Annotated in this window: 22 protein-coding genes; all 22 read right to left on the bottom strand. The window is 36.1% G+C overall.

Going from position 1 to position 22,520, the window contains the following annotated elements:
* Positions 1–475: 475 nt before the first annotated feature.
* The gene (locus tag EUBHAL_RS14765) at positions 476–1,645 is read right to left on the bottom strand and encodes a tetratricopeptide repeat protein (protein ID WP_005346856.1); all 1,170 of its coding nucleotides are present in this window, start codon (positions 1,643–1,645) and stop codon (positions 476–478) included.
* Positions 1,646–1,786: 141 nt separating this feature from the next.
* Positions 1,787–2,458, bottom strand: coding sequence for a hypothetical protein (locus EUBHAL_RS06575; protein ID WP_022169402.1), 672 nt, complete (start codon positions 2,456–2,458; stop codon positions 1,787–1,789).
* 173 nt (positions 2,459–2,631) lie between these two features.
* Positions 2,632–3,318, bottom strand: coding sequence for a TetR/AcrR family transcriptional regulator (locus EUBHAL_RS06570; RefSeq protein ID WP_005346852.1), 687 nt, complete (start codon positions 3,316–3,318; stop codon positions 2,632–2,634).
* Positions 3,319–3,401: 83 nt separating this feature from the next.
* Positions 3,402–6,323 (bottom strand): fibronectin type III domain-containing protein, encoded by a 2,922-nt coding sequence (locus EUBHAL_RS06565; RefSeq protein ID WP_005346849.1) that lies wholly within the window; start codon positions 6,321–6,323, stop codon positions 3,402–3,404.
* 281 nt (positions 6,324–6,604) lie between these two features.
* On the bottom strand, positions 6,605–7,021 hold the full coding sequence (locus EUBHAL_RS06555) for a hypothetical protein (RefSeq protein WP_005346842.1): 417 nt from the start codon (positions 7,019–7,021) through the stop codon (positions 6,605–6,607).
* Positions 7,022–7,034: 13 nt separating this feature from the next.
* The gene (locus tag EUBHAL_RS15905) at positions 7,035–7,199 is read right to left on the bottom strand and encodes a hypothetical protein (protein WP_156329785.1); all 165 of its coding nucleotides are present in this window, start codon (positions 7,197–7,199) and stop codon (positions 7,035–7,037) included.
* 171 nt (positions 7,200–7,370) lie between these two features.
* Entirely contained in the window at positions 7,371–7,544 is a 174-nt protein-coding gene (locus EUBHAL_RS15290; protein WP_081452270.1) for a cysteine-rich KTR domain-containing protein, read from the bottom strand.
* A gap of 25 nt (positions 7,545–7,569) precedes the next feature.
* Positions 7,570–8,190, bottom strand: coding sequence for a TetR/AcrR family transcriptional regulator (locus EUBHAL_RS06545; protein ID WP_005346833.1), 621 nt, complete (start codon positions 8,188–8,190; stop codon positions 7,570–7,572).
* 166 nt (positions 8,191–8,356) lie between these two features.
* Positions 8,357–8,515, bottom strand: coding sequence for a hypothetical protein (locus tag EUBHAL_RS15900; RefSeq protein ID WP_167534393.1), 159 nt, complete (start codon positions 8,513–8,515; stop codon positions 8,357–8,359).
* Positions 8,512–8,793 carry a hypothetical protein gene (locus EUBHAL_RS06540; RefSeq protein ID WP_005346827.1) on the bottom strand — a complete coding sequence of 94 codons (282 nt, stop codon included), beginning with the start codon at positions 8,791–8,793 and terminating at the stop codon, positions 8,512–8,514. Before EUBHAL_RS06540 ends, EUBHAL_RS15900 begins: the two co-directional genes overlap by 4 nt.
* A 14-nt stretch (positions 8,794–8,807) precedes the next feature.
* Positions 8,808–9,449, bottom strand: a complete 642-nt coding sequence (locus EUBHAL_RS06535) for a GNAT family N-acetyltransferase (protein WP_044922311.1) — start codon at positions 9,447–9,449, stop codon at positions 8,808–8,810.
* A 95-nt stretch (positions 9,450–9,544) separates the two neighbouring features.
* Positions 9,545–10,138 carry a TetR/AcrR family transcriptional regulator gene (locus EUBHAL_RS06530; protein ID WP_005346822.1) on the bottom strand — a complete coding sequence of 198 codons (594 nt, stop codon included), beginning with the start codon at positions 10,136–10,138 and terminating at the stop codon, positions 9,545–9,547.
* A gap of 91 nt (positions 10,139–10,229) precedes the next feature.
* Positions 10,230–10,670 (bottom strand): zinc ribbon domain-containing protein, encoded by a 441-nt coding sequence (locus EUBHAL_RS06525; RefSeq protein WP_005346819.1) that lies wholly within the window; start codon positions 10,668–10,670, stop codon positions 10,230–10,232.
* On the bottom strand, positions 10,658–10,816 hold the full coding sequence (locus EUBHAL_RS16345; RefSeq protein WP_278183908.1) for a helix-turn-helix transcriptional regulator: 159 nt from the start codon (positions 10,814–10,816) through the stop codon (positions 10,658–10,660). Before EUBHAL_RS16345 ends, EUBHAL_RS06525 begins: the two co-directional genes overlap by 13 nt.
* Positions 10,817–11,011: 195 nt before the next feature.
* Positions 11,012–11,701 carry a GyrI-like domain-containing protein gene (locus tag EUBHAL_RS06520; RefSeq protein ID WP_005346814.1) on the bottom strand — a complete coding sequence of 230 codons (690 nt, stop codon included), beginning with the start codon at positions 11,699–11,701 and terminating at the stop codon, positions 11,012–11,014.
* 123 nt (positions 11,702–11,824) lie between these two features.
* A complete protein-coding gene (gene tsf / locus EUBHAL_RS06515) occupies positions 11,825–12,760 on the bottom strand; it encodes a translation elongation factor Ts (RefSeq protein ID WP_005346810.1) in 936 nt (311 codons plus the stop codon).
* A gap of 105 nt (positions 12,761–12,865) precedes the next feature.
* A complete protein-coding gene (rpsB, locus tag EUBHAL_RS06510; protein ID WP_021907933.1) occupies positions 12,866–13,597 on the bottom strand; it encodes a 30S ribosomal protein S2 in 732 nt (243 codons plus the stop codon).
* Positions 13,598–13,990: 393 nt separating this feature from the next.
* Positions 13,991–15,781 carry a GmrSD restriction endonuclease domain-containing protein gene (locus EUBHAL_RS06505; protein WP_005346806.1) on the bottom strand — a complete coding sequence of 597 codons (1,791 nt, stop codon included), beginning with the start codon at positions 15,779–15,781 and terminating at the stop codon, positions 13,991–13,993.
* Positions 15,782–15,969: 188 nt separating this feature from the next.
* A complete protein-coding gene (codY, locus tag EUBHAL_RS06500; protein WP_044922305.1) occupies positions 15,970–16,740 on the bottom strand; it encodes a GTP-sensing pleiotropic transcriptional regulator CodY in 771 nt (256 codons plus the stop codon).
* Positions 16,741–17,026: 286 nt separating this feature from the next.
* Positions 17,027–19,102 carry a type I DNA topoisomerase gene (gene topA / locus EUBHAL_RS06495; protein WP_005346800.1) on the bottom strand — a complete coding sequence of 692 codons (2,076 nt, stop codon included), beginning with the start codon at positions 19,100–19,102 and terminating at the stop codon, positions 17,027–17,029.
* Between the two features lie 301 nt (positions 19,103–19,403).
* Positions 19,404–20,525 carry a DNA-processing protein DprA gene (gene dprA / locus EUBHAL_RS06490; protein ID WP_005346797.1) on the bottom strand — a complete coding sequence of 374 codons (1,122 nt, stop codon included), beginning with the start codon at positions 20,523–20,525 and terminating at the stop codon, positions 19,404–19,406.
* On the bottom strand, positions 20,522–22,174 hold the full coding sequence (locus EUBHAL_RS06485) for a YifB family Mg chelatase-like AAA ATPase (protein WP_005346790.1): 1,653 nt from the start codon (positions 22,172–22,174) through the stop codon (positions 20,522–20,524). Before EUBHAL_RS06485 ends, dprA begins: the two co-directional genes overlap by 4 nt.
* Positions 22,175–22,520 lie beyond the last annotated feature (346 nt).

The raw sequence follows: 22,520 nt of genomic DNA, 5'->3' as shown, positions 1-22,520 counted from the left end.
ACAACGCATATTATATTATCATAACAGTAGAGTTGCGTCAAGCATTTTTTGAAGATTTTTTTATTTTATCAACAAGCACTAGATATTGTATTTTTTCTGTATTTTTATCATTCACGCTGCATATCCGGCTTATTGAATTGTTATTTTTTTATCAACATTTAAACATAAATAATATCAATTTACAAAAATAGCATAGAATATTCCTTAAATTTTTCCAAAAAGATAGCTCTCTATAATTCTTATTTACAGATTCACCTCTAAAGTGTGTTTGGAAAATCGTTCCTGTAATCTGCTCATCTCGCAGCAAGAATGCCAGGGTATTCTTGAATTTGCCTAAATACAGTTGACATAGCCTGCTACACCTCTGTATTCAGGCAAAATATACCACAAATTATAACATACATTTTCGTTTAATCCATAATAGAACTGAACTAAATAAGAAATTATAGAGGGCCATCTTTAACTCAAATGCCTATTAACGAATATTAAATTTATACTTTCCAATATCTACCGTTTCTTTTTTGCTTACAAAATCCCACTTTCCTTCATAATATATAATTGTCACAATTGTATTATATTCTAACTTATCAAGAATTGGTACTGCCCAACTTTGTGGAACCATCTCATATTCTTCGTTTGTTTTCCTATCAGTCATAACATACATATCGTTATGTTTATGAGTATATTGCACATTTTTCAACACAACAGGAATTCTTGAATGCGGTTCATTCCAAGCTACTGCTTCATGATTATATTCATCGTCTACCTGAGATTGTATACTCTTTAATGCTTCTTTACGCATGCTTCCGTTATTGCAGTAAAGAATCGCTGTCCTCTTCTTACCGGTAGTGAGACTCACAAGGGTTGCCGTATTACAGATAGCCTTTGCTTTTCCCCAGCCAAGTTCGGTCTCATGATTTTCTGCTTTTATAAGTACAAATGGACTTTCTAATAATTCTTCTTCATGTAGATAAATAGCTTCACCTACTTTCATCTCCGAAATGCAACGATATTTTCTATTATTATCTATATTCTTATTATCTAAATCCTGCATTTTTTCTATCTGGGCACTTGTCAAAGTTTCCAGATCTTTTTTCATTTTTTCTTCTATATCTATGTTCGTATTTCCAATCTCTGCGTCATCCCCTGTATCTTCTTCTGCAGCTTTTTTATACCATTCTTCTGCTTTCTCAATGTCTTCTTCTACTCCAAGTCCATGCTCATAAAATTGCCCCAACTTATATGCTGCATCTGGTCTTCCCTGCTGTGCCGCTAACATATACCAATGCATTGCCTTTTCAAAATCCTTTTCCTTGCCCTTTCCCTGTTCATAACATCGACCCACATTATACTGTGCCTGTGCGTATCCCTGCAAAGCTGCTTTCTCTCCCCAGTGAATCATCTCTTCATAATTCTTGTCTACACCTTTTCCATAACCATAAAAATGTGCCAAGAGTGCCTGTGCCGGCGCATATTCCTGTTCTGCAGACTGTACACAGTAATCAACTGCCCTTTTCATATTTATACTTGCACCTTTTCCATTTGCATATGCCCTTGCCAAATGATATTGTGCCTCCATATCGCCAGATTTCGCAAGTTTCTTCCACTCTTTCACTTGTTTACTCTCAAAACTAAATAATCCCATATTCCGTCTCCCCTCTTGTGTTCAATCGTAAGTTATGCATTGATTATACTTTAACAATGGTATTATATCACAAAAAAGCAGGAAAAAGCCATCGAATTTTATAAAAATTGAACAACTTTCCCTGCTAATCAACCGCTACTGCTATTTACTTCTTCTTAATGTGATTCCTGTGATATTAAATCCATAGGAGGACTTCTTATTTTTCTTTAAAGTAAGAGTTACCTTTCCAAGTGGCTGCGTCTGATCTGCATATGCATCGTACATATTCACCTTAAAAACAGCCTTCCACTTTTTCCCTTGTTTTGTTACCGATTTTAATTTGTAAACCGGATAATCTTCTCCCCACTCTCCAACAGCAAGTTTCACATAATTCGAGTTACAACGTACTACTAATTCCTTAGGTGTTTCTGGATATGTTTTAAAAGATAGAGAAGCAATTCGTGCATTCGCACCAAAAAGTTCTTTTACACGCTGACTGAATGCAAAATTGGTAATACGACTCTGGCCTTCTAATACCTGTCTTCCTGCCGCAACATTCTGCTTTTCAAGCGATGTAAGCTTTATCTTTTTTGTCTCTCCGGATTGCATGCTGTAATTTAAACGAATACTATAATAAAGTTGTGTTGCCTCCAATATACGATTCATCTGCTTTCTATACTTAACTGTTACATTCTTACTCTGTTTCTTACCGTTCTTAGCCTTTACAGTAGAGACTGTTGTTTTCGCAGCAAATCCCGTAGATGGAACTGCAATAATCAGGATTATTGCCAAAATAAAAAAGCTTACTAAAAGCTTTGGGGTTCTACATTTCATATTTCTCATCTTCCTTTTCATTCTGTCTTTTCTTTCCTTTTCTCATTACTGTCCTTATTGTATTCTTTTTAAGAGAAATGTTCAACGCTTAGACTTTCTTGATTTTTTCCCTCTTACATACTCCACTCTTTCTATTAAAAAAGCGAAAGAGAAAAACTCCCTTTCGCTTTTTCTTAATTTGTTAAAGTAAACTCATATTTCATCTCTAATGTTACAAAAAGCTGCTGCATTACCTTATTTGCAATTTCACGAATATTTAAGTTCTCTATATAAGACAAAATAGCTTCTTGTTCTTCTTGTGGCACTTTAAACACAGATAAACTCATTGAAAGAAAGCGTGCCAGCTTACGTTCTAATGTAAAATACATATCACAAGGTCTTGCCATATAACCTCTCATAAACGCAGCGGTACCAATCTCCATTTCATAAAAATCACTTGCACTATAACCTGGTAAATACGGAGCAAAAATCTTTTGCAATTGTACTGCTGTTTTTTTATGAATAAGTTCTATATTTTCAGGTACAGTATACGCTTCTACATAAATTTCTCTTAAATTTTCATTTAATTCTGCAAGTGTGAGCTGAAGGCAAGTTTCTACTGCATATAATAATACCGGATTTGTCTCTTCTCCTACAATCTTACCTGAAATATTAAATTGATTGCCAAACATAAATTCTGTAAGTTCGGTCAAAATACTCCCTTTCGTATGATAAATATTATAAAACGTACTCGGTGTTACGTCGGCTTTTTTTAAAATTTCAACTGTGGTTGTCTTTTGATATCCCTTTTCAAGGAACAACTGCACACAAGCAGATAAAATTCTTCTTTTGGAGTCTTCTTTTTCGTATCTACTAGCCATTTTTCACCCTTCTAACTATTTCAATATGTATTTTAATATATTACATTTTTCTTTGAATTGCAAGGTTAATGGCTGGAAACTTTTTATTTGGTGATTTTCACAGATTTTACATTTGAATAACTTCCATAAATGTTTTTACCAGCTTTTACATAATAAGCTCTTACTTTGTAATAATAAGTTTTATTCTTACTAAGTGAAGTATCTTCATAGGTAAGTTTTTTCGTTGTTGTAATTTTACTATATTTACCCTTTTTTCCGGTTGCTCTATAAATTTGATATTTTTTAGCTCCATCTGCTTTTTTCCAGGATAAACTTGCCGTTGATTTCTTTTTATTTTTCACTCTTAAAGACACTTTCTTTAATGTGCCTACTTGTAATACAACATCACTGGCTTTTCCATTGATCATTGTTGATCCATTTTTATAATAAGCTACCACTTTATAATAATAGTTTTGACCACCTGCTATTGAAGAATCCGAATAACTAAGAGCTGCTGTTGTCTTCAACAATTCGTATTTTCCTTTTTTATTTTTCGCACGATATACCTTATATCCCGATGCATTTGTTACTTTCTTCCAACGAATTATCGTAGTTCCATTGCTGGATTTTGCTGTAATACCTGGTTTTCCAACCAAAATTCTCGTACCGCATTTTGTACATTTACCAGCTTTCCACTGATGTGCTGCCTTTTTTACGGCAACAGCGTTACAACAGCCATATCTCTGTTCATGTGTTGTTGGTGTTATGATCCATTTTACCTTTTCCACATGATTAGCAGAATCTAATTCCCCATATTCCATTTTGCAAATATCACAAATCGCTTTTGCTTTACAAGTTGCTTTCCCTCCGATATGGTGATCATTGATGGTTACTGTAATCTCTGTAACATTATCATAATCGTCAGTAGCGGTTATAACCTGTTTACCGCTTCCTGAAAGTACATATTGATTATTTTCATCTAATTCAATGCGGTTTCCATTCACTTTTACATCTCTTAAATGCTCATCGGTCACAGTGATTGTTCGAGTAAGACAATAGATCTTTCCATCTTCAACTCCACTAATTTTCGGTAGAGTCATATCCTCTTTAATATTATTATATTCTAATGTTTTTGTGGCTGACTTTCCAAACTTATCCGTTAATCGAATCGTATACGTTCCATTCTGCGTAATAACATAAGGAAAACCTACTCCCAATTTCTCTATCTTAGTATAATTCTCATCGCCTTCTCTCTTAATTTCACAACTTGCTGCTTCGTTATTTTCATTTGTTTTTTTCATTAAAACGACAATTCGGTTACTCTGCATTGGATGTATCGTATCTGCATTTGCTACGTCAATACTAAAGTCTCCACCCTCGTATTTGCACGTAATGGTTACATCTTCTGTTTTAAAGGTTTTAAATGCTCCATCTTCTTTTCGGGTCTTCGTTACTACTGCATAAACCTTCACTTGTTTTTCATCTTTTATATTTGCAAAAATATCCTTTAAATCAACCGAAACGCTGTCTCCCGTAAGATCCAAGCGAGTAGCTTTTCCATCTTTCACCATGTAATACTCATACTTGTAGCTAATGCTGTGCTGTTTTTCATAATCTCTATAACCATATAGAATAATAATAAAGGGATCCCTTAACACTCCACCGTCAAGTTCTTTTGTTGTTGTAAGAAGCTGTACTTTACTATCCGTAAGATTGGTAATCGTTCCTTCATTACTGTAGCTGTCAAAATCTCCTCGTTTCACATAAAGATTATAGGAAAAATCCTTTACTTCCGGATAGGATGCTTCGATTGTAATTTCATAGGTCGCATCTTTATTTACAGTGTCAAAATAAAAAGAATCCGGAAATGGTCCTCGTTCATTTTCTTTTTCCACACCGTCCATCCTTGTAACTTTCAACTCTGTACCATTCTCTTTTACAGATGTAACTTTATAAAACTTTCCACTATCATATACGCTAGGAAATTCTAACGAAATCCAACCACCTTCTGGCACATCAAATTCTATATCCTGACCTGTGATCTGCTTTGTAGCTCCATTATAATCTCTTTGATTATAAGTTATTATGTCTTTATCCGTCGGCTTAATATTCCATTTTAACTTAATATTGGCCTTATTATAGTAATTTGCATATACTTCTTTATTCTCATTCGGCGGGTCATAATCAAATCCCGGATTTTCGCCCACCTTATAACTTGTATAGTCCCCATCAGGTATCATATCCAGTATCTGTCTGTAAATATATCCCCATTGTTTCTGCAACTGCGATAAAGGTTTCTTTGTGTATGAATAGAAAGTTTTGTATTCCTTATATTTAGGCTGTGGAAGCTTATCTGAATGTTTATACTCGACTTCTTTATCATGTATTGTATATGTATTTTCCGCAAGGTCCTCTGCATGATAAAGATATAGCGGCTGGCTATTCGTTGTAACTTGAAGTCCATTCGCATCTACATTCAGGAAAAGGTCTCCCGTTTTATTATCAACAATTCGAAATAAATAATTACTTCTTGGCACCGGGTTTACGATCCATTCTGTTTTACTGTTTTTAGAAAACCCCAATTTATTTACATTACGATCAATGTTCAAATAATATTTGACATCCTGCTTTATAATGTAAATATAGTAATGCGTATCCGTACCCTTCTTTTTTTGAAATTTTAAACCATATTCCTTAATATTTTTTCTATTTCGCTCTGACATTTTTTCGTCCATACGCAACACTATGGAACCCATTCCTTTACTTATAATTTTAAACTCATCATAAAGCATTCCCCTGGTAGGATTTGATCCGTCACGGATCGCAATTTCATCCATATTATGACAATAGTAAGCATACTTACTCTCCTTGCCGGCAAGATAGAAGTTTTTCTTCTCAGCAATGTCCGAATACAAAGTATCTATCGGATTTACATACCAGTAATAGGAGTATGCATGTACCGTCTTAGGGGCAAAAACAAAAATAAAACAAACCATAAATAAAATAGCTAATAATTTTTTCTTCATTGTCTTTTCTCCTTTCCATTCTCACTTTGGAATACATTCCAATATTTATATTGTATATAGTAACATACAATCCAACGAATTACAAGCATCAAAAATGACAATGACACATTTCAATATTTTCCCATCGTAATCCACCCACTTTACCGATTCTCTTTTTGTTCTGGCCAGATACCCTAGAAATATTTCCTGTTCTTCAACAGCCAAGACTCTTCGTTCCACTTTCTCACATTTAGATATTACCACTTTCATAATAATCTCCTAGAGCGTGTTTGAAAAAGGCTCTAGATGAACTGTATAATTCTTGCAAGCTCCATAACCACGACTTTCAGCATTACTCCACTGGACATCACATAAAACCATATTTCCCGCATTCGTTGTGATTTTGCGATTGGTGTTGCTACTGCTGCAACAATAATCATTGCAGCTCCAATACAGCCAACAATAGTAGGAATACTTATCAGCGGAAATATTCCTGGTATACAACTTCCATCAACTGCCGCCTGAATGGTCTTATCCAATCCATCCCTGGCCGCTGCAAAGCAACAAATGACAAGACCATACATCAGCAAAAATAAATTTCTACATCCCCAATAACTGATCGTGTTACGATTCCATACAGAATATCCAATAAATCCAACTAGAGCAATTATCATAATAGTCGTTACTGTAGTTACCATATTTCCAAAATAAAGTTTCATAACTTACCTCCGATCATCTTTTACCGTTGTACCAACTAATCACGCCCTGCAGGTTCTGTATCTTGACACGTTCACCACCATGCAACATCATATCCAGCATATCCTCCTCTTCCGGAGTTCGATCTGTTTTCTTCTCCAGTGCTTTTCCTGCTGTTTTTACCATAATGTTCATCATCATTTTGTACATCCCATGAAGTCTTTCTACACTGAAATTTCCCTGCAATGTAAATACAGGAATCTTTCCTAAGGTAAAAAAGACACAATACGATTTTGCATCCGTACTGCGTCTAAGCGTCTGACTTTTCCATATTCATTTTTCATCTACAGGACTTGCCACTGGCAGCTTCTTTTACATACTTTTGCATCCGATCAGCCTGACTGTAAAACCCTCTGCGTCAATTAGACTCTCCTTTTTACATTTTGGGCAAAATAGTGGAAAATGTAAAAGCACGGTGTCTTTTCGCAATCTCACTCTTGTTTTATTTCCGCATACCGGACAATATACCCATTTCTGATACTCCATCTCGTCCTTGTTCATTTTTTTCACCTTAAGTCGATATTTTTTGGAATATTTTGGCAATTTTCTCTACATGCTCCTCTACTTGTTTCACTACTTCCTGTTTATTCTCTGCTCCATCATAAATGCTGTATAAAAGAAAAATAGGTCCGTAGAAATCCATTGCAAGTTGCTTTGCATCTTCACCGCTTTCTACAATTCCAGAAAAAACAGCTTCCATGTACCGAAGTGGACCTTCCGCAAGATAATTCTGATAGAGTTTAGCCATTTTAGGATCTCTGTACTGTTCTAATGTCAGCATTTTTCGGAAACAACAGGAAAATTCTTCTTCCGTCCAGTGCAGAAACTGTACTTTTGTAAACTGTCTGATCTTTTCCAAAGCAATGTTTTTATATCCTGCGATCACATCCTCCATATCGCCATCCGGCATTTCATATTCCTTTGCCCTTTTGACATCCATCTGGTTCATTCTTTCTACAATGCTGTCCAATATTTCCTGTTTACTGGAATAGTGTTTATACAATGCAGCCTTGGTAACTCCTAATCTTGAAGCGATCTCATTCATAGACGTTCCCATATAGCCACTTTGTGCAAACAATTTTAATGCTTCTTCCAGTATTTTTTCCTTTGTGTTCTTTTCTTTGCTTTCCATATTTCTCTCCTAAATTGATGTTATTAGCAAGTTACCTTTTGGTTACTTTTATTATAGTTACCTATCGGTCACTTGTCAACACTTATTCTTTTAACACAAAAGAAAATATTTAACTTCATCATCGTTTCTCGATAACCTGATCTATCAATCCATACTTACTCTGCTATCAATATCGGAATGCCACCATTCTGCATTCCATGCAACAATTGGCTTCTATACTTATTCTGCCCCCTACTTTTAATGGTTTGATCTCCACAAAACCATAAGAAATAAATGCTGCAACTCCAAGCAGTCTGCAATAATTTATAAAATTCTTTTTCTTCATTTTGTTGCATTCTCCCTACAAAACCATTGCAGATATTCGTCAAGATTGTTTCTTTCCTGATTCTCTGTTTTACATTCTCCACTTCGAAGGTCCAGTTCATAATCCATAAGTCCATGAACTGTCATTGCAAAACTTACTGCACTCATATCTGCATTTTGAAAATGAAGTAATTTGTGTACTTCCATTGCATAGAATAACTGTTTCGTCGCAATGATCATTTTTCCTGTTTCCTCTGCCAGAATTTTAGCAGCCATCGGCTGGATACTTTTGATCTGCATAATTCAAGTACGGGTTAGAATAACTGACCTGGCAGTTTTTTCTTCTCTTTATAAGGAAACATCTTATCAAATTCTTCGGCTTTCTTTTCATCTACAAAATATCCCGCTGGTGTCGCATACTCTCCAGTAATACCGTTTAAATATCCAGGAATCAGCTCTTTGCACAGAAAGAAAGATGCATCCTGCCCTTCTTCCAGTCCATGATAACGAATGTTAAATTCGCTTGCCGGTCTGAATCCACTTTTTCCATAAAAATCAATGTTTCCCTCAAAGCAGACTGCACCACAGCCAAGTTTCGCTGCCTTATCCAATGAATAATCCAGTAAGGCTTTTCCATACCCTTGTCGTTTTAATTCTGGAGTAATACAAATCGGTCCCATAGTCATAATTGGAATATTTCTTCCATCATCCGATTTAATAGCCGTTCTCATAAACATATTCTGACCGATCAGCTTGTCCTCTTTGCCATTTTCATTAAGAAACATCACAAAATCCAGTTCCGGAACAAATGCCAGATCATTTCTGAGCTGATGCAATACATAATGCTCAAGGCATCCTGGACGATACACATTCCAAAAACTTTCTCTTACCAGATTTTCTACTTTCTGATGTTCTTCCTTTTTCTCTAAACGAATCATAATATTACTTTTTTCCATTTCTTTTATGTCCTTTCTTAAAAATAAAAACCGATAATCCTGGTTTTTCAATATCAGAATTAACGGCTCTGCGTCTTAATCGTCTGGCTCTTATTTTACTGTTTCATTTCTTCTACAATTTTGTCCAGCATATATTCAAACTGACATTTTGCTTTCGTCTTATCTGTTGCTCCATCATATACACTATAATAGAAAAACATATTTGCATAAAATTTAACTGCTTCCTCTTCTGGATTTTTTATTTCCATATTTTTGAACAGATCCTTCACGTATTCTGCCGGTCCGGATACCAGATATTGCTGATATAAATTCTGCATCTCTTCATTTCTAAATTGTTCAAGCGTAAGCATTTTACGAAACGATGATGCAAAATCATCCTCTGTCCAATACTCAAACATTGATTTGCTGTATCCTACAAAATCTTCTACTGATACATTCTGATATTCTTCCGGCACATTCTCAATACTTTCTTCCGGTACTTCATTCTGCCTGGCCTGTTCGCTGTCCTGCTGCTCCATACGCTGCACAATACAGTCAAAAATATCTCTTTTGCTTTTGTAATGACGGTACAATGCCCCTTTTGTCATATCAAGTTCTCCTGCTATCTGGCTGACGGAGACAGCCTCGTAACCATCTCTGGCGAACAAATGCAGTGCCACAATTAATATTTCCTCTTTCCTATTACCCATGCACATTTCCTCCAAAATAAATAAACGACCGTTTACATCTCAATAATAGTAAACGGTCGTTTATTTGTCAAGACTTTTCTTTTTGCTTATATTATCTCTTTTTATAAATCAATAACTCTGGATTTTCACCATTCTTCTCATATGTACATACCAGAATAAAATCCATATTTGCCAGAATGCCAAAGCATCTTTCTGCTCTGAATTCAGACTCCAGTTGATTCCCCAGATAGGTTTTCTGATCATCAAGGAATTTCACTTTTTGTCCGTTCGGCAGTTGATATTCAAGATTCACATATTTTCCCACAAGTGCATTTAATTTGTCTACCCTTGGAAGTCCATCTATATGCAGATCATTTATTTCGTTTATCAATTGCTTTTTAAACTCTTCAAACTGCCCATTGTCACTAAGTTCATCATATCTTTTCCAGTAATCTAACTTTGGAAGCATTTCTTTCAAATAAGATCCTGCCTGTTTTTCGGTAAAGTTTTCATTTACCATATTCTTTACACACACATCAATCAATTCGTCCATATCGTTATATGTATATGTTCCATCTGCATAGCACCATTTTCCCAACGTGATACTGCCTGCCTTGTTACCATGATTTTATCTGCCAGCTCGTCTTGTGACATTCCTCTTTCCGTGCGAAGTTTCAAAATAATATTTTTTGTTTTCATAGTGGTCACCTCCATAACCATATCATATAACCAAATCCATATTCCGAAAAGCAACTTGCTGTTGCCATACTCTATCTAATAGAGATGTACGTACTTCCATACTTCTGAATTTGTGCTGTAATAGCTTTTTCCGTACTGAATTTTGAGTGCAAATTTCCATAAAAATACTGGTGGCAACGTGGAGTTTCTTGTATTTTATTTCAACGGAAAGCAGATATCTATTTCCATATATCCATTTTCTCCCACCAGACGATAAATATCAAAAATCGGCCGTCTTTCATCTAATTGATTTCCAGTTTTTGAAAGCCATCTGCAAAATATCTCCTGATATACCATGAAAAGAAACTGAGGAAAACCCTTAAAATGATATGCCGCATATTTTCCTCCTTGGAAATGTTTAGCAAAATTACTTGATACAATCACTCCAGTTGAAAAATATTCTCCTTCAAACGTCGAAACGGATAATTGTTCTATTTTTTCAATTAAATGTGCAAATTTTATTCCATTATGTAAATTAGATGAAACACAGTTTGCTATAAGCATTTGTGCAAATTTATCGCCAAATAGCCAATCTCCACCTTTAAATTTTTGAAAATAACATGCTGTTAACTGTTCAGAAATTGCTTCTGCTATTCTAGGGAAGAAATTTTTTGCTAAGTTCATCTTTTTAATATATTTTCTCACCAGAACATATGGATAATAAGCAATTAACTCATCATCCACATAAATTTGTGAAACTACGCAGATTTCATTCTCTCTTTCCTTTATTTCATTCACTGAATTCAAACTGTGAATACTCATTTTACTCAATCTATGACTTGAGTAATACTCAATTTGAAGTGATTTTAGACGGTTTTTAACGGTTCCTGGCGATACTTTCGCCATTTCCTTTTTTCCATAGAAAAAGGCTCCGAAAACCTCATAATCACTAGAAAATAAAGTGTTTATGAAGGTTTCGGAGCCTTTTATAAATTCTATTTTAATTTACAGCATTAATAATTCAAGGAATTATTTGCCAGCCATCTGAGCTGCCACCTCAGCTGCGAAGTCCTCTTCTTTCTTCTCGATTCCTTCTCCAGTTTCCATACGAACGAAACCTTTGATAGCAATTTTAGCATTGTTAGCCTTAGCTACTTCCTCAACATATTTGGATACGGACTGTTTTCCGTCTTCAGCTTTTACATATACCTGATCCATTAAGCAGATTTCTTTTAATTCTTTGTTAAGACGTCCTTTAACCATACCTGTGATAATCTTATCATTAGCATCTGGTTTTTCATTCTTAGCTGCTGCTGTAAGGATTTCTTCTTCTTTTGCAAGATAATCCTGATCAACTTCAGAACGGTCTGTATACTTAGGATTTAAAGCTGCAACCTGCATACATACGTTTTTAGCCATCTCTTCGATGTCAGCGTTAACAACGTCTGTTGCAACGTCTACTAAAACACCAATCTTTCCACCCATATGTGTATAAGAAGCTACGAAACCTGCATCTTCTTTTACCTGCTGGAATCTACGGATGTTCATGTTTTCACCGATGATAGCAATCTGTCCTGCTAATGCTTCGTTTACAGTCTTAGTCTCATCAAATTTCCATGTTTCAGCTAAGAAAGCATCGATATCTGCTGCTTCTGTTTCCATAGCCTGCTCTGCAACCTGTGCAACGTAAGCCTGGAATTTTTCGTTCTTTGCAACGAAGTCTGTCTCAGCGTTAACTTCTACTGCAACAGCTTTCTTCTTATCATCAGATACGATAACTTTTACAAGACCTTCTGCAGCAACACGTCCAGCTTTCTTTTCAGCAGTTGCAAGACCTTTTTCTCTTAAGAATTCAATTGCTTTATCAAAATCGCCTTCTGTAGCTGTAAGAGCTTTCTTACAATCCATCATTCCGGCACCTGTCATCTCACGTAACTCTTTTACCTGTTTTGCTGTAATAGCCATTTCGATTCCTCCAAATTCATCTCTTTTATGTGTTTCATATAGATTTTACACAAAAATGCCCCGGCCTGTACCAAGTGCAGGCTGAGGCGATTATTGCAAACAGAATTAAGCTTCTGCTTCTTCAGCAGCTTCTTCCTCTGCTACTTCTGCATCCTGTCCCTGATTTCCTTCGATTACAGCGTCAGCCATCTTGGAAACGATTAATTTAACTGCACGAATGGCATCATCGTTACCTGGGATAACGTAATCTAATTCTTCTGGGTCACAGTTCGTATCACAGATACCAACTAAAGGAATACCAAGAGTTTCTGCTTCCTGAATACAGATTCTTTCTTTTCTAGGGTCTACAACAAAGATCATGTCAGGGATATCCTGCATCTCTTTAATACCGCCTAAGTTCTTCTCTAATTTTTCCTGCTGTTTCTTGAGGTTAATTACTTCTTTCTTAGGAAGTACATCAAATGTTCCGTCTGCTTCCATAGCTTCAATCTTCTTTAACTGGGCAATACGGCTCTGAATAGTCTTGAAGTTTGTGAGCATACCACCTAACCATCTCTGGTTTACATAGTACATTCCACATCTCTCAGCTTCGTTCTTGATAGAATCCTGAGCCTGTTTCTTAGTACCAACGAAAAGAATCTTTCCTCCGTTAGCAACACAGTCTCTGATTGCGTTGTAAGCTTCGTCAACCTTACCTACAGATTTCTGTAAGTCGATAATGTAGATACCATTACGCTCTGTGTAGATGTAAGGAGCCATTTTAGGGTTCCATCTTCTTGTCTGATGTCCAAAATGAACACCTGCTTCGAGTAACTGTTTCATTGAAATTACACTCATGTCAAATCTCCTTTTTGTTTGTTCTTCCGCTGCTTTCTCATTCCTCAGCCACCTTTGTTCAGGCACTTCGACCGACAGAATCCGGCAACGTGTTTTTTATAACTTAATTTACCGAACGAATTATATCATGCTTTATGTTATATTGCAAGAAAAATTTCAAATAATCGCTTAAATAATTTGTTTTCTCTTAAATTACTATTTATTTCAATTATGACATCCTCCCCCACCTCGCAAGTTCGGTTCTCGTCCGATAACACTACTGTGCTAAGCATAAGCGAGCTATCCCCGTGGGTCCCACGGTTGTGTTATATTGTATAAATAGTATGATCTACTTCCTTCCGTAAATTATTAATAGTATTTTATTCTACAAATCATTTGTGAAGTTTTATATTATTAAAGTGTTTTGTAAAACTCCTTAATCTCCAATGCCATCTGTTTCCGACGGTCTGCTAAAATTTTGGTAACATCTTTTTCTCCGGCAGTAAATATCTCTTCCGTAAGACCATTTTCCTGTAAGGAAGCTGTAATTGACTCTCTTCCGATTATCTCTTCTAATTTTTCTCTATAATCAGCTGGTGCTTTTCTTTTTACGATATCCTTTGTCTCTTTTGAAATGTAAGTAAGGTTTGCAACCTGTCCGTAGATTTCTCTTGTTTTATATCCACATTTGGCAAGATAGGTTTTCGGGAGAATCTGATAGGACTCTGTTTTATTTTTATAAAGTTCTTCTATTGTTACATCACTGAAAAGAGAATGGACTCCTCTTGCGCACTGTGTTGCAACATAAACAAGGAATGGTGCAGTACGTGCTGTTGTGGAAGCAAACTTATCTGGAAGAATACTGTCATAGAATTCTTCTGTAAGCTTTAATTCTTCTATCTGTGCTAAATAAGAAGCAAAACCTTCTTCTGTAGCATTAGCATAGTCTTTAAGTACAGTTCCCTCTCCACCACTTTGGTAGTGTCCGGTAAGCATCACCATCGTCATCCATCTTGCTAAAAGAGATTCCTTTTCTTCTTCACCGATTCCCTGTCGATCCATAAGAAGGTACATTGCGTAGCAGTAATTTAAAACAGACTGTGAATACAGCAGACGGCTACAACAATATCCCGCTTTCTTTAATGCCTTTTGGAATCCTTTAAAATTCTTCTCACAGACAAAAGCCCTTACACCAGCACCAAGTTTTTCAAAAGATTCTTCTGAAAGCTTCTTAGATATTTCTTTTTTGGTAAGTCCCTTTTTCTCTCCGGTTCTTCCGGATAAAAGATAAACTAAATCTCCAATTCGTACCTTTCCAAAATAGGAAATGAGTACAACTTTTAACACATCTGCATAAGACGGAATATAAAGATTCTTTTCCCCATTCTGGCACCATGCAACAGCCTGTCCATACTCAGAATTAAAAAAGTCTGTTTCATTTTGCTGTAATACCTGATAAAAGGATGGCTCTCTAAGTAAATGACAGAAATAATCAATACAATTTCTTATGTAGTCCCCGCCATACTCTTCATTGACAGAAATCTTAGACATAACAAAGTCTTCCTGATTCAGTGGTTTTCCCTGTAAATTAATACGAATAAAAATCTCTGAAACAACATCAATATCTAAAAGGAAAGAAAGTTCGATGACACCTACCTGATGTTTTACAATTTCTTTTAATGTATCCACGGATTCTTCCAAAGGTGTGAAATCTTCTCCTGGATTCGCCTCTTTATATTCTTTTTCAAACTGTCTAAAAGAAAAATCTCTTCTAAAAAAGATAGAAATGTCTGGAATCCATTTGCTATCCTGTTCATGCTTTTCATCACAGACTGCAAAACGCTCATCACCTGTTTGCGCTAACGGGTTAAATGCAATACGGATTCTGCAAGACTGATACTGTTCATCTAACACTTCTTTTCCAAGAAGCGCTGCCATTAAAGCAGTGACTCTCTGTTGTCCGTCAATCAGAATCTTTTTTGTACCGCCCTTTCCAAATCCACGGACACGTACCTGAGAATTCTGCCATACAATTAAATATCCAATCGGGTATCCTTCATATAAAGAGTCGATCAATGCTCTGACTTCCTCTCCCTTCCATACAAATGGTCTTTGTATTTCAGGAATGGCAATCTGGGAATTCTCGACATAGTTAAGGATACTACTGACTGAATATTGTGTTATTTTATAGTTATCCGACTTCATAAATAAATCCTTTCGTATATCGCGGGCAAATGCCAACTACCTTCAGGCAGCAGAGATAGCCCTGTCAATCTTTTGAAGTATTGTTCTGCTTTATTACAAATTCATATTCTCTGTTATCTTATGAGAATATTTGTTGGAACACGTTTTAGTGTGCTGTCTTATTAATGAAATGTCAGCAGGACAGTACATTAGTGTTTCATTTTCTTTAATTCATCAAAAACTACATCATTCAGCACTTTAATATAAGTTCCCTTCATACCGGAAGAACGAGATTCAATAACTCCGGCGCTCTCAAACTTCCGAAGTGCGTTCACAATAACAGAACGGGTAATCCCCACTCTGTCTGCTATCTTGCTGGCTACAAGAATTCCCTCCGAGCCATCTAATTCATCAAAAATATGCTGAATTGCTTCTAATTCTGAGAAAGATAAGGTGGAAATCGCAGACTTTACAATGGAAACTTTTCTTGTCTCTTCTGCATTCTCCTCATTAACAGAACGCATCATTTCAAGACCAACAACGGTTGTTCCATACTCTACAAGAATAATATCATCAATTTCGTAATGGTGTTCCTTTCTGTACATAAATACCGTACCAAGTCTTTCTCCTGCAATATCAATTGGAGTAATAATTGCCTGATAACGGTCAATCTCTGTATGTTCAAAGCCCAGTGTCTCGAGATTTACATTCTCTTTTGTGGAAAGAACACCTAATAAACGCTCATTAAGAAGTGAGTCAATGTAACCGCCCACCTCATTATTGATTAATTCATCAATCACTTCGATATCCTGGCGGTTCTTAATACCAAGCACCTTACCTTTACGACTGATTACCAGAACATTCGATAAAAGAATATTACTTAACACCTCGCAGATATCATTAAATACTACCTTGTGTGAATTATTATTGTGCAACAATTTATTTATTTTTCTTGTTTTATCAAGCAATTGAACACTCATAAATACCTCCATCTCAATTGTTAAAATTAACAGACAATTCTTCACCTTTTATCATTTTAACATATCTTCCTGGCAACCACAACGGTATTATCTAATATTTTTACCACTTTTTTAAATTAATTTATAATTTCGTACAATTCCAATAATTTAGGAAAACAAAATAGGAATTTGCCGCAGGCAAAAAGACGCCCCGAAGAGAGTCTAACCCCTATATTTGTGACTTTAGTCACAGATATAGGGGTTATTCTCTCTGGGGTTCGTCTGTCTGCTTCACCCCGGCAAATTCCTATTTAACTTCTTCTTTGTCCATTACGAAGCCGCATTCCTTATCTGCACATACAAGCTTCTTACCCTTTTCCACCATATATCCCCCGCATTGTTTACAGCGAATATTGGAAGGCTTCTGCCAGCTCATAAAATCACATTCCGGATTATCGATGCAGCCGTAGTATTTTCTACCTTTTTTTGTCTTTTTAAGAACAACATCTTTGCCGCACTTTGGACAACTTACACCAATCTTTTCGTAATATGGCTTTGTGTTTCGACAGTCAGGGAAACCTGGACAAGCAAGGAACTTTCCGTGTGGTCCATATTTTACTACCATATTTCGTCCACATTCCTCGCAGACTTCTTCGGAAACCTCGTCTTCAATTTTTACTTCTTCTAATTCCTTTTCTGCCTTTTCAACAGCCTGCATCATATCTGGATAGAAGTTTTCGACAATTGTTTTCCACTTTACTTTTCCCTCTTCCACTCCATCTAAAAGAGATTCCATATTCGCAGTAAAATTCACATCAACAATGGTAGGGAAGCCATCCTCCATCATATCGTTTACAGCCTCTCCCAACTCTGTAATATAAAGATTCTTACTTTCTTTTACAATATATCTTCTTGCTAAAAGAGTAGTAATTGTTGGCGCATAGGTGCTTGGACGACCTATTCCTAATTCTTCTAAGGTTTTTACAAGAGAAGCTTCTGTAAAATGTGCTGGCGGCTGTGTAAAATGCTGCTGAGGATCTAATCCAGATAACGTAATCTCTGTATCCTTCGTAATTTTTTTCATTGCGGCATTCATTGTTGATTTTTCACTATCATAGCTATATACCGTCATAAATCCATCAAACTTGACTTTAGATGCTGCAACATTAAAACGGTAATCTCCAGCTCCAATTTTAACAGATGTTGTCTCATATACTGCTTCTGCCATCCGGCTTGCTAAAAATCTCGTCCAGATCAACTGATACAAACGGAACAAATCTCTTGGAAGCTGTTCTTTAAGCATTGCTGGTGAAAGACTGCTGTCAGTTGGACGGATTGCTTCATGTGCGTCCTGAATCTTTCCTGTTTTTGATGACTTTACTGCCGTTTTATCTCCAACAAACTGTTCTCCATACTGCTGTGCGATATACTCTCGACAACTTGCATCTGCTTCTTCTGAAATACGTGTAGAGTCTGTTCGAAGATAAGTGATAAGACCAACACTTCCCTTTCCTTTTAATGTAACTCCCTCATAAAGTTCCTGTGCAAGACGCATTGTCTTTTGTGTAGACATATTCAGACGCTTCGATGCTTCCTGCTGTAAAGTACTTGTTGTAAATGGCAGTGGCGGCTTCTTTCTTCTCTCTCCATTCTTTACTGACAATACCTCAAACTTCTCTTTTTGTAATTTCTCTACCAGAGCATCTACTTCTTTTTGTGAATGAAGTTCAATCTTACCATTTTTATCTCCAGCAAAATGAGCCTCCAGAGTTTTTTTCGCTCCTGGCACTAAAATGTTTGCGATAAGGCTCCAATATTCCTGTGAAATGTATTCATCAATTTCCTTTTCTCTGTCACAGATGATACGAAGCGCAACAGACTGTACACGGCCTGCTGAAAGCCCTCTTTTAATCTTTGACCAGAGAATCGGACTAATCTTATATCCTACAATTCGATCTAATACCCTTCTCGCCTGCTGTGCATCCACAAGATTCATATCAATATCACGGGAATTTTTAATGGATTTCTTTACGGCATCCTTTGTAATCTCATTAAAGGTAATGCGACTGCACTTCTTGTTCTCAAGTTTTAATGCATAATACAGATGCCATGAAATAGCCTCTCCTTCTCGGTCAGGGTCAGTTGCAAGATATACTTTATCTGCTTTCTTTACTTCTTTACGAAGCTGAGCTAAAATATCTCCCTTTCCTCGAATTGTGATATACTTTGGTTCAAAATCATTCTCAACGTCTATCCCCAGTGTACTTTTTGGCAAATCTCTTACATGGCCGTTTGAGGCAATAACCTTATATGACTTTCCCAGAAATTTCTGAATTGTTTTAGCCTTGGCCGGCGATTCAACAATAACTAAGTTTGCTGACATTCCCCAAAACACTCCTAACTTTTAAATATTATATTGCAATTTATTGTATTTTATCACTATCACATATTTGAAAAAATACCATTAGCAAGATATGCGTTACATTTATGGAATAATTTTTTCAAATACACTCTGCTGAACTGTCTTAATTAACATTTATAATTCGCATAAAGAAAAGATTCTATAAGGAAATTATGTTAAATATCAATAAGACAATACTCGAAATCAAAAACAATAAATGTACTCTTTCATAAAACAATTATACATCATACACTATTTCGTTTTGCCACGCAAGCAGAAAATTTCACACTTTTCTTAAATAGACATTTTGTTCTATCTGATAAATTATGTTTTTTAGTTCAAATTTCATCAGGATATGTTGCAATTCAAAGGCAGAAAAACCGCTATTTTCCAAAAGATTTTCAAAAGTCATGGGATGAATTTCATCTAAGAGCGAATATACTTTTTCTTCTTTTTTATTTTCACAAAAAAATTTTTGTTCTTTGAAAAATTTTTCTCTGTTTACATCCATATTTTTCTTTTTATTTCCTGTTTTCCCCTCTTTTATAATTATATCCATAATGTCTTCTGGAGAACGAACCAGGACAGCTCCCTGACTGATTAAATCATTACATCCTCTGCTCATACAATCCGTAATTCTTCCCGGAAGTGCAAAAATATCTTTTCCTTGTTCCAGTCCTTGATCAGCAGTAATTAATGAACCACTTCTCGCCCCCGCCTCCGTGACAAAAATCCCATCGGAAAGCCCGCTGATAATCCGATTTCTCATAGGAAACAATCCTTTTTGAGGAGAAATACCCATATTGTATTCCGAAAGAACTCCGCCCATCTGATACACCTGTTGATATAAATTAAAATTCTCTACTGGATAAATCGTATCAATCCCGCCTCCAAGAACCCCAAGCGTATATCCATTCGCATCTAACGCTCCCTTATGCCCCGCAGCATCCACTCCGGCCGCCATGCCACTCACAATCTGAATGCCACATTCTGCTAGTCTTTTTGCAAATTCTCTCGCCATTTTTCTTCCATATATAGTTGCCCTTCTCGCACCGACAATTGCAAGAATTGGCTTTGAAAAATTCGGAAGTCTTCCTATATAATATAGCAAATTTGGCGGTTCATATAACTGTGCAAGTCTTTCTGGATATTCCTGTGACTCCCTGTGAAAAAAATAAATTTCTCGTTTTTCTAATTTTCGTATAGAAGCTTCTATTTTTTTCTGATTTTTCGACGCTATAACCTCTTTACATTGCCCAGTCGTAAGAATTCCTTTTATCTCACTTTCCGGAGCATTATATATTGTAGATGGATGTCCAAAGTGTTCTAGAAGTTTTTTCTGTGTCTTTACACCAATTCCTGCAATATTCGTAAACCAATACCAGTAAAAATCATTGTTCGTCATCTCACCTTAACCCTCCCTTCTCCCTTTTGTCTAAAATATAGTGCTTCCTCTACATGACGGCTTTTTATATCGTAACTACCTTCTAAATCTGCGATGGTTCTTGCCACTTTTAAAATCTTAAAATAAGAACGCCCTGTAAGCTGGAAAACAGAAAAAGCTTCTTTCATAAGCTGCTGTCCTTCTTCATCTAGTTTGCAATAGATTTCCACCTCATTCTTATTCATTCTGCCATTAAACAATGTAGTACTTTGTGCAAAACGTTCTTTTTGTATCTCCCATGCTTTGCTTACCCTTTTCCGAATATCCGCAGAACTTTCTTCTTTAGAGTTCGAAGTCAGCGCTTCGTATCCTATCTCCTCACAACGAACAAACAAATCAATTCGGTCAAGAATCGGGCCACTTATTCTATTCTGGTACTTTACAATCTGACGATAGGTACAGCGGCATTTATCCATTGGATAATATCCGCATGGGCAGGAGTTCGCACAAACAGACAGCAAAAAGTCTGCCGGAAATGTCAGGGTTTGTTCCTTTCTTACAATAGAAATCTCATGTTTTTCCAAAGGAACTCGAAGCATTTCTATAATTTCTCTTTTATATTCTGGAAACTCATCTAAAAAAAGAATTCCATGATGTGCAAGAGAAATCTCTCCCGGCTGCGGAGTCATTCCTCCTCCAAACATTCCTGCCTGTGTAACCGCAAGAGAGGGATTACGGAAGGGTCGTTTCGTAATCAATGAAAAACTGTCTTTTAACAAGCCTTTTGCACTGTATATAATCGTAGTATCTATCATCTCTTCTGTTGTCATCTGTGGCATAATTCCAGAAATACAGGATGCTAACATAGACTTTCCCACTCCCGGCGGACCACCCAACATTAAATTATGATATCCTGCCGCCGCAATCTCCATTGCTCTTTTAGCCATAACCTGTCCTTTTACTTCAGAAAAATCCGTAACAGATATTTTGTCTTCGTCTGCATTTTCTAAAATATCTTTTACAAGTAAATTTAAACTTCGTGTACTTTCCGATATCTCCTGTGATTTTTTGACATCTTGTATCGTACATTCCTTTCCTGAATCTTCTGATATATTCCCTGAATTCTCTAATATTTCTCCTGAGTCATCATTTATAATATACCCATGTTTTAGATAGAAAAAAAGTTCTTCTAAATTCCTACATCCAACTACCTCCATCTGCTCTACAAAAGCAGCCTCTGCCACGTTCTCCTGTGCCACAATACATCTCTTTATTCCTCTTTTAGATGCAGCAACGACAATCGGTAAAACACCAGAAATCGGACAAATCTGCCCATTTAACGATAGCTCACCAACAAAAAGTGTATCTTTTATATAAGTTTCCGGGACAAAATCCATTGCAAGCAAAATCGCTGCCGCAACCCCAATATCAAAAGAAGTCCCACATTTTCGAAAATCTGCCGGAGCAAAATTCACAGAAATCCTCTTCGGCGGCAACAAAACACCGATATTATTCAAAGCAGTACGTACCCGCTCTTTTGACTCCTTCACTTCATTAGACAAGTATCCAATCATATTAAAATTTGGAAGCCCATTACTAATATCTACCTGTATCTTTACAATCTGTCCTTCGATTCCCTGTATCATTGCGCTAAAAACTTCTGCTACCATTGTCTCTGCTCCTTCAACCTGTTATAATAATGTCAAATTTTGTAATTAATTCCTTTATATCACATATTTCTAAAATATGCAATATTTATTTTAGATTTCATATTTTTATTATAAATACTATAAATGAGCAAATACAGAAAAAATGCACAAAAATAAGTGCTTCTTGTTTGTAGTCTAAACATATTCAGACTAATCAAGCAATGTATGTCTTTATAATGCGGACATAGTTGTGCAATATTTTAAATTTACTCATTTATAGATAAATAGTAATTTTGTCCACTGTCAAAGTCAGCCCACTGGAAAATAAATAAAGCATATTTGTGGCCTCGAAGCAAGGTTTGGATGC

The organism is Anaerobutyricum hallii DSM 3353 (genome assembly GCF_000173975.1).
Classification (GTDB): domain Bacteria; phylum Bacillota; class Clostridia; order Lachnospirales; family Lachnospiraceae; genus Anaerobutyricum; species Anaerobutyricum hallii.
Note: the sequence above shows the minus strand (reverse complement) of the source record. Positions and strands in the feature narration are given on the sequence as shown.

What these genes read in the sequence shown, in the direction of transcription:
- topA (WP_005346800.1), bottom strand. Translation starts at nt 19,102, where the DNA reads ATGTCAGCAAACTTAGTTATTGTTGAATCGCCGGCCAAGGCTAAAACA.
- EUBHAL_RS06505 (WP_005346806.1), bottom strand. Translation starts at nt 15,781, where the DNA reads ATGAAGTCGGATAACTATAAAATAACACAATATTCAGTCAGTAGTATC.
- tsf (WP_005346810.1), bottom strand. Translation starts at nt 12,760, where the DNA reads ATGGCTATTACAGCAAAACAGGTAAAAGAGTTACGTGAGATGACAGGT.
- EUBHAL_RS06525 (WP_005346819.1), bottom strand. Translation starts at nt 10,670, where the DNA reads ATGGACGAATTGATTGATGTGTGTGTAAAGAATATGGTAAATGAAAAC.
- EUBHAL_RS06565 (WP_005346849.1), bottom strand. Translation starts at nt 6,323, where the DNA reads ATGAAGAAAAAATTATTAGCTATTTTATTTATGGTTTGTTTTATTTTT.
- EUBHAL_RS15900 (WP_167534393.1), bottom strand. Translation starts at nt 8,515, where the DNA reads ATGAAGAAAAAGAATTTTATAAATTATTGCAGACTGCTTGGAGTTGCA.
- EUBHAL_RS06570 (WP_005346852.1), bottom strand. Translation starts at nt 3,318, where the DNA reads ATGGCTAGTAGATACGAAAAAGAAGACTCCAAAAGAAGAATTTTATCT.
- EUBHAL_RS14765 (WP_005346856.1), bottom strand. Translation starts at nt 1,645, where the DNA reads ATGGGATTATTTAGTTTTGAGAGTAAACAAGTGAAAGAGTGGAAGAAA.
- EUBHAL_RS06575 (WP_022169402.1), bottom strand. Translation starts at nt 2,458, where the DNA reads ATGAAATGTAGAACCCCAAAGCTTTTAGTAAGCTTTTTTATTTTGGCA.
- EUBHAL_RS15290 (WP_081452270.1), bottom strand. Translation starts at nt 7,544, where the DNA reads ATGGAGTATCAGAAATGGGTATATTGTCCGGTATGCGGAAATAAAACA.
- rpsB (WP_021907933.1), bottom strand. Translation starts at nt 13,597, where the DNA reads ATGAGTGTAATTTCAATGAAACAGTTACTCGAAGCAGGTGTTCATTTT.
- EUBHAL_RS06485 (WP_005346790.1), bottom strand. Translation starts at nt 22,174, where the DNA reads ATGGTAGCAGAAGTTTTTAGCGCAATGATACAGGGAATCGAAGGACAG.
- codY (WP_044922305.1), bottom strand. Translation starts at nt 16,740, where the DNA reads ATGAGTGTTCAATTGCTTGATAAAACAAGAAAAATAAATAAATTGTTG.
- EUBHAL_RS06535 (WP_044922311.1), bottom strand. Translation starts at nt 9,449, where the DNA reads ATGGAAAAAAGTAATATTATGATTCGTTTAGAGAAAAAGGAAGAACAT.
- EUBHAL_RS15905 (WP_156329785.1), bottom strand. Translation starts at nt 7,199, where the DNA reads ATGATGATGAACATTATGGTAAAAACAGCAGGAAAAGCACTGGAGAAG.
- EUBHAL_RS06545 (WP_005346833.1), bottom strand. Translation starts at nt 8,190, where the DNA reads ATGGAAAGCAAAGAAAAGAACACAAAGGAAAAAATACTGGAAGAAGCA.
- EUBHAL_RS16345 (WP_278183908.1), bottom strand. Translation starts at nt 10,816, where the DNA reads ATGAAAACAAAAAATATTATTTTGAAACTTCGCACGGAAAGAGGAATG.
- EUBHAL_RS06520 (WP_005346814.1), bottom strand. Translation starts at nt 11,701, where the DNA reads ATGGCGAAAGTATCGCCAGGAACCGTTAAAAACCGTCTAAAATCACTT.
- EUBHAL_RS06555 (WP_005346842.1), bottom strand. Translation starts at nt 7,021, where the DNA reads ATGAAACTTTATTTTGGAAATATGGTAACTACAGTAACGACTATTATG.
- EUBHAL_RS06530 (WP_005346822.1), bottom strand. Translation starts at nt 10,138, where the DNA reads ATGGGTAATAGGAAAGAGGAAATATTAATTGTGGCACTGCATTTGTTC.
- dprA (WP_005346797.1), bottom strand. Translation starts at nt 20,525, where the DNA reads ATGACGAACAATGATTTTTACTGGTATTGGTTTACGAATATTGCAGGA.
- EUBHAL_RS06540 (WP_005346827.1), bottom strand. Translation starts at nt 8,793, where the DNA reads ATGCAGATCAAAAGTATCCAGCCGATGGCTGCTAAAATTCTGGCAGAG.